The sequence below is a fragment of the Nocardiopsis protaetiae genome (assembly GCF_045446735.1).
Lineage (GTDB): Bacteria > Actinomycetota > Actinomycetes > Streptosporangiales > Streptosporangiaceae > Nocardiopsis > Nocardiopsis protaetiae.
Genome location: NZ_JBJJBV010000015.1, coordinates 35773 through 46482 on the forward strand (window position 1 = coordinate 35773; position 10710 = coordinate 46482).

Genomic DNA, 10710 nt, shown 5'->3' on the forward strand with positions numbered 1-10710 from the left:
CTCACCCCTCACCCTCCCCACTCCCCGCACCTCCTCGGAGCCCGGCCCGCCCCGGATCCGGCACCGCTCAGGAGCGCAGCTCCGGGAACAGCCCCAACCCGCGGATCAGGGCCTTCTCCGCCGCGAGCAGGAACAGCAGCCCGGACCCGAACACGACCACCAGCACCCCGTCCCAGAACGGCACGGGGGCGGTGCCGAAGACCTCGTTCATGAAGGGCGCGTACGTCAGCGCGAACTGGGCCGGGACCAGAACGGCCAGCGCCAGCAGCACCGCCGGCGTACCGCGCACCGACCGCGGCCGCAGCGACCCGACGTGCAGGTACCGGATGTCGAACAGGTAGAAGATCTGGAAGACCACGAGCGCGTTGACCACGAGCGTCCGCGCGGTCGCCACGTCGTGCCCCCGGGCCAGCCCGTACCCGAACACCGCCATACTCCCCACCAGGAACAGCACCGACACCAGCCCCACCCGCCACAGCAGGAAGGGCGAGAGCAGGGCCCGGTCCGGTTCCCGGGGCGGCCGCTCCATCACCCCCTCCTCGGCCGGTTCGAAGGCCAGCGCGAGCCCCAGCGTGGCGCCCAGGATCAGGTTGAGCCAGAGGATCTGCACCGGGGTCACCGGCAGGATCGTCCCGGCGGCGATGGCCGCGATGACGACGAGCACCTCCCCGCCGTTGCTGGGCAGCGTCCAGGCGATGACCTTGCGGATGTTGTCGTAGACCACCCTGCCCTCGTTGACGGCGGCGACGATGGAGGCGAAGTCGTCGTCGAGCAGCACCATCTCGGCCGCCTCCTTGGCGGCCTCGGTGCCGCGCACGCCCATGGCCACCCCGACGTCGGCCTGTTTGAGGGCGGGGGCGTCGTTGACGCCGTCGCCGGTCATCGCCACGATCCGGCCCCGGCGCTGGAGGGCCCGGACGATCCGCAGCTTGTGCTCGGGGTCGGTGCGGGCGAACACGTCCACGTTCTCGACCAGGTCGGCGAGGGCGTCGTCGTCGAGGGTGTCGAGGTCGCGGCCGGTGGCCGCGACCGGGTCGTCGGCGATGCCGAGTTCCCGGGCGATGGCGACGGCGGTGCCGGTGTGGTCGCCGGTGATCATGACGACGGAGATCCCGGCGCTGCGGCAGTCGGCGATGGCGTCGGCGGCCTCGGGGCGGATCGGGTCGGCGAGTCCGACCATGCCGAGCAGGACCAGGCCCTCCTCCACGTCCCCGAACCCCAGCCCCGGGGCTTCGGCGGGGGCGTCGCGGCGGGCCAGGGCGATGACGCGTTCGCCCGCCCGGGCCGCGGCGGCGATGACGCCCTCCCAGCGGGCGGTGTCCAGGGGTTCGGCGGTGCCGTCGGCGCCCAACTGGTGCGAGCACATGGCGAGCACGCGTTCGGGGGCGCCTTTGACGTGGACGCGGTCGGGGCCGTACGGGGTGCGGCAGCGCACGGCCATGAACCGGTGGCGGGCGTCGAAGGGGATCTCGGCGGTCCGGGGGTGCCCGTCCCGGATCCCGTCGGGGTCGGCCCCGACCTCGTGCGCGGCGATGAGCAGGGCGGCCTCCATGGGGTCGCCCTCGTGGGCCCACCCGCCGGGTCCGGGGCGGACGCGGGCGTCGTTGCACAGCACCGCCGTCTCGACGGCGGCCGCGGCCGGCCGGGAGGCGGCGGCGGTCTCGCCACTCGCCGGTTCCAGGGTGCTCCCCCACAGGTGGAACCGCCGCACGGTCATCTCGTTGCGGGTCAGGGTGCCGGTCTTGTCGGAGCAGATCACCGAGGTCGCGCCCAGCGTCTCGACGGCGGGCAGCCGCCGGATGAGGGCCCGGCGCGCGGCCATCCGGCGCACGCCGATGGCCAGGGTGATGGTGATGACCGCGGGCAGGCCCTCGGGGACCAGGGACACGGTGAGCGCGACCACCGCGATCAGCGCCTCCACCCACGCGAAGTCCCGGACCAGGACGGCGAAGGCGAACAGGGCCGCGCCGCCGACCGCGGCGACCAGGGTGACCGCCCGGCCGAACCCGTTGATCCGGCGCAGCAGCGGCGTGGTGAGGGTGCGCACCCCGCCGACCAGGCCGCTGATCCGGCCGATGCGGGTGTCGGCGCCGGTGGCGACGACCACCCCGGTGGCCCGCCCGGAGGCCACGAGCGTCCCGGAGTGGGCCAGGCAGGCGCGGTCGGCCAGGGCGGTGTCCGCGGGCACCGGTGCGGGCTGCTTCTCGGCGGGCACCGATTCCCCGGTGAGGACGGCCTCGTCGATGAGCAGGGAGCGGCTTTCCAGGAGCCGCAGGTCGGCGGGCACCCGGTCGCCCGCCTCCAGCTCGACCACGTCCCCGGGCACCAGCCCGTCGGCCGGGACGGCGGTGCGGCGGCCCGCCCGCACGACCGCGGCGCGGGGCGCGATGACGTCCTGGATGGCGTCGAGGGCGCGTTCGGCCCTGCCCTCCTGGACGAAGCCGACGACGGCGTTGACCAGGACGACGGCCACGATCACCGCGGCGTCGACGCGGTGGTCCAGCAGCCAGGCCACGGCCGCCGAGCCGAGCAGGAAGTAGATGAGGAGGTTGTGGAACTGGGCCAGGAGGCGCGGCAGCGGGCCGCGCCCGCGGCCGGAGGGCAGGCGGTTGGGGCCGTGGCGGGCGAGCCGCGCGGCCGCCTCCGCCGGGGACAGCCCGTCGGTGCCGGAGCCGACGGCCGCCAGGACCTCGCGCGGGGCGAGGGCGTGCCAGGTTCCGCCCCGGCCGACCTGAGCCGCGACCCCGCGGGCGGGCTCGCCGGGATGGGCCGTACCGGTCATGAGCGTCACCGTCCCCGTCCGAGGGCGTGGCCTGGGCCCTCTCCTCCACGGTCGGTGATCGGCCGGTGCGAACGCAGGGGGCGAAGGTCCGCACCCGGGTGGGCCACAGGTCCCCGCCCCGACACGCCGATCCGGCCGCGCACACCGCCTCCCACCTGCGGGAAGGACGTTCGGTCGGCCGCGGGGACCGGGCCGGACGGCCCTTGACACCGGGTGCGGCCTCGCGTGGTCTGGAGACCCGGGGCCTCTGAAGACCCGAGTGGAGACCCGGGGCCACCGCGCTTCCGGAACCGAGGAGGTGGTCGCCGTGGCCGAACCCGGGCCGGTGGCCTGGCCCGACCACATCGAGACGGTGCTGTTCGACGTGGACGGGGTGGTCACCGACACCGCGCGGGTGCACGCCGCGGCCTGGAAGCGGCTGTTCGACGCCTTCCTGAGCGAGCGCGCCCGTACGAACGGCACCGGCGGCCAGGGCCGGTTCGCGCCGTTCGACGAACGCGAGGACTACGTGCGGTTCGTCGACGGGCGGTCCCGGCTCGACGGGGTGCGCGCCTTCCTCGCCTCGCGGGGCATCCGGGTGCCCGAACGGGGCGCCGGGGACACGGTGGCGTCGCTGGGGGCGCGCAAGGACCGCCACTTCCTCCAGGCCCTGCGCCGCTCCGGGACCTCCGCGTTCCCCGTGGTGGTCGCGATCATCCGCGGCCTGCGCGAACGCGGGTGCGCGACGGCGGCGGTGTCGGCCAGCCGCAACTGCGCCGAGGTGCTGCGCGCGGCGGGGGTGGCGGACCTGTTCGACGTCCGGGTGGACGGTGTGGACGCCGCCCGGTCGGGGCTGGCCGGCAAACCCGCCCCCGACCTGTTCCTGGAGGCGGCCCGGCGGCTGGGGGTCGCCCCCGGCCGGGCGGCGGTGGTGGAGGACGCGTTCGCCGGGGTGGAGGCGGGGGTGCGCGGCGGGTTCGGGTTCGTGGTCGGGGTCGACCACGGGGGCCGGGCCGCGGAGCTGTACCGGCGCGGCGCCGACGCGGTGATCGCCGTCGGGGGGACCGGCGGCCCGGAGAGGGGACAGGAGAACCGATGAGCCGCTGGACCCTGGTCTACGAGGGGGCCGACCCCGGGCGCACGGGGCTGCGGGAGGCGCTGTGCACGCTCGGCAACGGGGTCTTCGCCACCCGCGGCGCCGATCCGGAGGCACGGGCCGACGGGGAGCACTACCCGGGCACCTACCTGGCCGGGTGCTTCGACCGGGCGGTGTCGGAGGTCGCGGGCCGGGAGGTCGAGAACGAGGACATGGTCAACGCCCCGAACTGGCTGCCGCTGACCTTCCGGGCGGGGGACGGCGCGTGGTTCACCGGCCCCGGGGAGGGGGTGCGCCTGGAGCTGGACATGCGGCGCGGGGTGCTGACCCGGGCCTTCGAGGCGGGCCCGCCGGGGCTCCGCACCCGGGTGGTGCAGCACCGCCTGGTGTCCATGGACGACCCGCACCTGGCCGCGCTGGAGACCACGTTCGTCCCGGTGGACTGGTCGGGGACCCTGGTGGTCCGCTCGGAGCTGGACGGGGACGTCGCCAACACCGGGGTGGCCCGGTACCGGGGGCTGGCCTCGCGGCACCTGGTCCCCGGGGACGCCTGCGCGGACGGGGAGGACGGGGAGGACACGGTGTGGCTGCGCTGCACCACCGCGCGGTCGCGGATCGGCATCGCGCTGGCCGCCCGCACCCGGGTCACCTCGGGCCCGCCCGCCGCGTACTCCCCCGTGCCCGCCGCGAACGCCGATACCGCCAGGGACACCAGGGCCGCGGGGGATACCGGGGAGCCCGGGGACACCGGAGTCTCCAGTGGCACAAGAGATGTCCGAGGCGCCGGGGACACCGGTGAGGCAAGGGACGCCCAGGACGCCAGGGACATCAGGGGCGTGAGTGGGCCTCAGGACGCCGGGGACACCGGTGGGGCGGGGGGAGCCGGAGGCACGAGAGACGCCCGGGGAGGGCGGGAGCGGCACACCCCCGGCACACGGATCGGGGTCGACCTCGCCCTGGAGGTCACCGCCGGGGAGCCCGTGACCGTGGAGAAGACCGTCGCCCTGTGCACCTCGCGCGACCACGCCGCCGCCGACCCGCTGACCGCCGCCCGCGCGTGCCTGGCCCGCGCCGCCGGGTTCGACGCCCTGCTGGAGCGGCACACCACGGCCTGGCACCGCCTGTGGCGCGCCTGCTCGGTGGACGTGGGCGACGAGGAGGACCAGCGCATCCTCAACCTGCACCTGTTCCACCTCTTGCAGACGCTGTCGCCGCACACCGCGGACCTGGACGCGGGTGTGCCCGCCCGGGGCCTGCACGGGGAGGCCTACCGGGGGCACGTCTTCTGGGACGAGCTGTTCGTCCTGCCCTTCCTGGACCTGCGCCTGCCCGAGGTCTCCCGCGGAACGCTGCGCTACCGGGCGCGCCGCCTGCCCGCGGCCCGGGACGGGGCCCGCGCGTGCGGGGTGCGCGGCGCGCTGTTCCCCTGGCAGAGCGGGAGCGACGGGCGGGAGGAGTCCCAGAGCGTCCACCTCAACCCCCGGTCGGGGCGGTGGGTGCCGGACCACTCCCGGTTGCAGCGCCACGTCGGCCTGGCCGTCGGCGTGAACGTGTGGCGCCACTACCAGGCCACCGGCGACACGGGGTTCCTGTGCGAGGCCGGCGCGGAGCCGCTGCTGGAGGTCGCCCGGGCCTTCGCCGATCTGGCCGTCCACGACAAGGCCCTGGACCGGTACCGCATCCGCGGGGTCATGGGCCCGGACGAGTACCACGACGGGTACCCGGACCGGGAGGAGCCGGGGCTGGACGACAACGCCTACACCAACGTCCTGGCGTCGTGGCTGCTGTCGCGCGCCCTGGACGTGCTGGACGCGCTGCCCGCGGCGCGCGCCCGCGACCTGCGCGAGCACCTGGGGCTGGCCCCGGAGGAGGTGGAGCGGTTCGAGACGGTGTCGCGCCGCCTGTACGTGCCCTTCCACGAGGGGGTCGTCAGCCAGTTCGCGGGCTACGGGGAGCTGGAGGAACTGGACTGGGACGGCTACCGGGAGCGGTACGGCGACATCCGCAGGCTGGACCGGATCCTGGAGGCCGAAGGCGACACCTGCAACCGGTACAAGGCCTCCAAGCAGGCCGACGTGCTCATGCTGTTCTTCCTGCTCTCGCCCGCGGAGGTCACCGGGGTCCTGCACCACCTGGGGTACGAGGCCGACCCGGGGCTGATCCCGCGCACCATCGACTACTACATGCGGCGCACCTCGCACGGCTCGACGCTGAGCTCGGTCGTGCACTCCTGGGTGTCGGCGCGGAGGGACCGGCGCGCGTCGTGGCGGTTCTTCCGGGAGGCGCTGCGCTCGGACATCGACGACGTCCAGGGCGGCACCACCGCCGAGGGGATCCACCTGGGCGCGATGGTGAGCACCATCGACCTGCTCACCCGGTGCTTCACGGGGTTGGAGGTGCGCGATGGGGTGCTGTACCTGGATCCGCTGCTGCCGCCCGAGCTCGCGGAGACGGCGTTCGAGCTGCGCTACCGGGGCCACTGGGGCGTCCGGGTGCGGGTGCGCGGCGACCGGGCCACCGTCGCGGTGCCGGAGTCGGGGCGGGCGCCGATCACCGTCGACGTGCGGGGGCACCGCGCCACCGTGCCGCCGGGCGGGTCGTGGACCTCGCCGCCCGGGTGAGGGACGATCGCCGCCGACATAGGTCGAAGGTCCCTGTTCAGGGCCCTGTGCCCGTGGTGACACTGAAGGTCCACGGGGACGAACACCGCGGCCGTCGGCCGGGTTCGGAGGGGAGATGTCGGAGGCATCGGAGGCACACGTGTCCACCGCGCCCGGAGGGGACTTCTGCCGCCGGGTGGTGCACCGCAGAACGAGCCTGGGACTGACCCGTGAGGACGTGGCCCTGCGCGCCGGGATGGACCCCGGGTACGTGGGCTACCTCGAAGAGCATCCGCCGGTGCTGACGCGTTCGGCGCTCTACCGGCTGGCGATGGCCCTGCGCACCTCCCCGGAGGAGCTGCTGGGCTCGGCCTCGGGGATCCCGCCGGGGGTGGCGGCCACCGCCTTCCCGCACCACGACCTGTGGGTGCTCTCCCGGGCCGAGTGCGAGGACCTGATCGCCCCCGGCGGGGTGGGCCGGATCGCGTTCTCCGCCGGGCCCGGTGCGGCGCCCACCGTGCTGCCGGTCAACTACGTGTGGGACGGGAGCGGGGTGCTGGTGCGCACCTCCCCGGACGGGGTGATCGCCGCCCACGCCCAGGGGCCGGTCTCCTTCGAGGTCGACCGGATCGACGAGACCCTGAGCGAGGGGTGGAGCGTCCTGGTGACCGGGCACGGGCGGGTGGTGGGCGACCCGGACGAGGAGGCCGTGCTGCGGGCCGTGTCCCCGCTGGCGAGCTGGGCCGACCGCCGGGGCTCCGTGCACGTGCGGATCGCCGCCGCGGAGGTCACCGGGCGCCGCCTGACGGGCCGGGCCCTGTAAGTCAGGGCACCGTCCCCGGCGCGGCGGTCCCGCCACTGTCTCCGATCCCACACGCCCTGGGGCCGGGGCGCGGACGGAGCGGAGACCCCGGGTGCGATAGAGATGGGACGATCCCCTGTCGCTTCCGGGAAGGAACCCGCCGTGCTCCCGCTCGTCGTCGATCCCGTCGACCGGACCGCCCTGGTCTTCGGCGACCGCTCCCTCACCTACCGCGGCCTGTCCGCGGCCGCCTCCCGGCTGGCCGCGGAGCTGCCCGCGGGCGGGCGGGTCGCCGTGTGGGCGCTCCCCACCCTGGAGACGTGTGTGGCCGTGGTGGCGGCGCTCCTGGCCGGGGTGGCGGCGGTGCCGCTGAACCCGAAGTCGGGCAGCGCGGAGCTGGCGCACATCGTCGGCGACAGCGCCCCCGACCTGGTGCTGGCCCCGCCCGGCGCCGAGCTGCCCGAGGCGCTGCGCGGGCTGCGCCGGGTCGACGTGGACGCCTCCCCCGACCCCGACGCCCCCGCCGCCGTGCCGCCGCGCCGGGAGGTCGACGAGGAGTCGACCGCGCTGATCGTCTACACCTCCGGCACCACCGGCGCGCCCAAGGGCGTGCTGCTGCCGCGCCGGGCGGTGGCCGCGACCCTGGACGCGCTCGCCCTGGCGTGGTCGTGGACGGACGAGGACGTGCTGGTCCACGCCCTGCCGCTGTTCCACGTGCACGGCCTGGTGCTGGGGGTGCTCGGCCCGCTGCGCCGGGGCGGGACGCTGCACCACACCGGCCGGTTCGAGCCGTCGACGGTGGCCGCGGCGCTGCGCGGCGGCGGGACCCTGCTGTTCGGGGTGCCGACGATGTACCACCGCCTGGCGCTGGCCGTGGGCGGCGACCCGGAGCTCGCCGCGGCCCTGGCGGGGGCGCGCCTGCTGGTGTCGGGCTCGGCGGCGCTGCCGCTGCCCGACCACGAACGGCTGACGGCGGCCACCGGGCACCGGGTGGTCGAGCGGTACGGGATGTCGGAGACCCTGATGAACACGTCGGTCCGCCCCGGGGACGGCTCCGCGCCGGGCGGGGTGGGCACCCCGCTGGCCGGGGTGGAGCTGCGGCTGGTCGAGGAGGACGGGACCCCGCTGGCGCCGGGCGACCCGGAGGCGGTGGGCGAGGTCCAGGTGCGCGGGCCGAACCTGTTCACCGGCTACCTGAACCGGCCCGAGGCGACGGCCGAGGCGATGACCGCCGACGGCTGGTTCCGCACCGGCGACATGGCGGTGCGGGCACCGGACGGCGCGGTGCGGCTGGTGGGGCGCAAGAGCACCGACCTGATCAAGAGCGGCGGGTACAAGATCGGCGCCGGGGAGATCGAGAACGTCCTGCTGGCGCACCCGGCGGTCGCGGAGGCGGCGGTGACCGGGGAGCCGGACCCGGACCTGGGCGAGCGGGTGGTGGCCTGGGTGGTGCCGCGCGGCGAGGCGCCCTCGCTGGAGGAGCTGGCGGACCTGGTGGCCGCCGAGCTCGCCCCGCACAAGCGGCCGCGCGCCCTGCGGGTGGTGGCGGCGCTGCCGCGCAACGACATGGGCAAGATCCTCAAGCGCTCCCTGGGCGCCTGATGGGCGGGGGCTCCCCCGTGCCCGGACCCGAGCTGCGGGTGCGCTTCCCGGTCGACGACGCGCGGGTGTCGCGGTTGCACGCCGCGGCGTTCGGGCACCCGTACGCGCTCGTGCCCTGGGGCGAGCGGCTGCGGCGGCACAGCCGCTCCTGGGCCGGGGAGTTCCACGGCCCGGACCTGGTCGGGTTCGCGCACGCGGTCTGGGACGGGGGCGGGCACGCGTTCCTGCTGGACACCGCCGTCGCCCCGGCCGCGCAGCGCCGGGGCGTGGGCGGCCGGGTGGTCGCGGCGCTGGTGGCGGACCTGCGGGAGCTGGGCGTGGAGTGGGTGCACGTGGACTTCGAACCGCACCTGGAGGAGTTCTACCGGCGGGCGGGGTTCGGGGGCACCGCCGCGGGGCTGCTCCGCCTGCGCTGACCGGGGAGGCGGAGGCCTGGTGACCCACCCCACCCTGAATTGAATGAACGTTCATTGACAGATGCTCCACGCGGGTGCACACTCGAAGCCATTGAATGAACATTCATTTTGGAGGATGACATGCACGCCACCCGCGCCGCCGCCCACTGGACCCCCGCCGACATCGGCGACCTGACCGGCAGGACCGCGCTCATCACCGGCGGCAGCGGTGGCATCGGCCTGGAGACCGCCCGCGTCCTGGCCGGCCACGGCGCCCACCTCGTGCTGGCCGGGCGCAGCCCCGAGAAGCTCGAACACGCCGCCGCCGAACTGCGCGCCGCGCACCCCGGAGCGGCCCCGGACACCCTGGTGGTCGACCTGGGCTCCCTGGCCTCGATCGCCGGGGCCACCGCGCCCCTGGCCGCCGAAGGCACCGTCGACCTGCTGTTCAACAACGCGGGGGTGATGAACGTGCCCGAGCGGCGGACCACCGCCGACGGGTTCGAGCTCACCTTCGGCACCAACCACCTAGGTGTACTGACCACGGAGGTTGGTAACACCCACCCCGCCTGACACACACGAAGAGGGCCTCCGGTATCGGTGTGGATTGCGACATCTACCACCGGACCGGAAGGCCCTCGATGCCCCACACTACCCACGCCAACGCCACCCTCACACCCGCGGGCCGCCTCGCCCTGGCCCGCTGCGTCGTCGACCGGGGCTGGCCGCTGCGCCGGGCCGCCGAACGCTTCCAGACCAGCCCCACCACCGCCAAACGCTGGGCCGACCGCTACCGGACCCTCGGCGAGCCCGGCATGCACGACACCTCCAGCCGCCCCCACCACAGCCCCCGGCGCACCCCCACCCGCCGCGAACGCCGGATCATCAAACTCCGCATCCTCAAGCGGTGGGGACCGGCCCGCATCGGCGGCCACCTGCGCATGCACGCCTCCACCGTCCACCGCATCCTGACCCGCTACAAGTGCGCCCGCCTCACCCACCTGGACCGGGCCACCGGCCGTGTGGTGCGCCGCTACGAACGCGAGCGGCCCGGCGAGCTGGTCCACGTGGACATCAAGAAGCTCGGCAACATCCCCGACGGCGGCGGCCACAAGATGCTGGGCCGCGCCCGGGGGCGCAAGAACCGCTCCCGGGCCGGGTACGCCTACCTGCACAACGCCGTGGACGACCACTCCCGCCTGGCCTACTGCGAGATCCTGGCCGATGAGAAGAAGGAGACCGCCACCGGGTTCTGGGAACGCGCGGCCGCCTACTTCGCGTCGGTGGGCATCGTCGTGGAGCGGGTGCTGACCGACAACGGGTCCTGCTACAAGTCCCACGCCTGGCGGGACCTGCTGGCCGGCCAGGGCATCAAGCACAAGCGCACCCGCCCCTACCGTCCCCAGACCAACGGCAAGGTCGAGCGGTTCAACCGCATCCTGGTCGAGGAATGG

The 10710-nt window shown here is 75.2% G+C and carries 8 protein-coding genes; 7 read left to right on the forward strand and 1 reads right to left on the reverse strand.

Annotated features, from left to right (window positions below):
- Positions 1-67: 67 nt before the first annotated feature.
- The gene (locus ACJOT3_RS04145; RefSeq protein WP_406968928.1) at positions 68-2782 is read right to left on the reverse strand and encodes a cation-translocating P-type ATPase; all 2715 of its coding nucleotides are present in this window, start codon (positions 2780-2782) and stop codon (positions 68-70) included.
- Positions 2783-3089: 307 nt separating this feature from the next.
- Here ACJOT3_RS04145 and ACJOT3_RS04150 point away from each other — a divergent pair, with 307 nt between their 5' ends.
- The 7 genes from ACJOT3_RS04150 to ACJOT3_RS04180 all read left to right on the forward strand — a co-directional run.
- Positions 3090-3860, forward strand: a complete 771-nt coding sequence (locus ACJOT3_RS04150; protein WP_406968930.1) for an HAD family hydrolase — start codon at positions 3090-3092, stop codon at positions 3858-3860.
- The gene (locus ACJOT3_RS04155; RefSeq protein WP_406968932.1) at positions 3857-6478 is read left to right on the forward strand and encodes a glycoside hydrolase family 65 protein; all 2622 of its coding nucleotides are present in this window, start codon (positions 3857-3859) and stop codon (positions 6476-6478) included. The genes ACJOT3_RS04150 and ACJOT3_RS04155 overlap by 4 nt, the downstream gene beginning before the upstream one ends.
- Before the next feature lie 115 nt (positions 6479-6593).
- A complete protein-coding gene (locus tag ACJOT3_RS04160) occupies positions 6594-7280 on the forward strand; it encodes a helix-turn-helix domain-containing protein (protein WP_406968934.1) in 687 nt (228 codons plus the stop codon).
- Positions 7281-7421: 141 nt separating this feature from the next.
- Positions 7422-8861 (forward strand): AMP-binding protein, encoded by a 1440-nt coding sequence (locus ACJOT3_RS04165; protein ID WP_406968936.1) that lies wholly within the window; start codon positions 7422-7424, stop codon positions 8859-8861.
- A gap of 17 nt (positions 8862-8878) precedes the next feature.
- On the forward strand, positions 8879-9277 hold the full coding sequence (locus ACJOT3_RS04170) for a GNAT family N-acetyltransferase (protein WP_406968938.1): 399 nt from the start codon (positions 8879-8881) through the stop codon (positions 9275-9277).
- 120 nt (positions 9278-9397) lie between these two features.
- Entirely contained in the window at positions 9398-9829 is a 432-nt protein-coding gene (locus ACJOT3_RS04175; protein WP_406968940.1) for an SDR family NAD(P)-dependent oxidoreductase, read from the forward strand.
- Positions 9830-9897: 68 nt separating this feature from the next.
- On the forward strand, positions 9898-10710 hold an 813-nt coding region (locus ACJOT3_RS04180; RefSeq protein ID WP_406968942.1), incomplete at its 3' end, for an IS481 family transposase.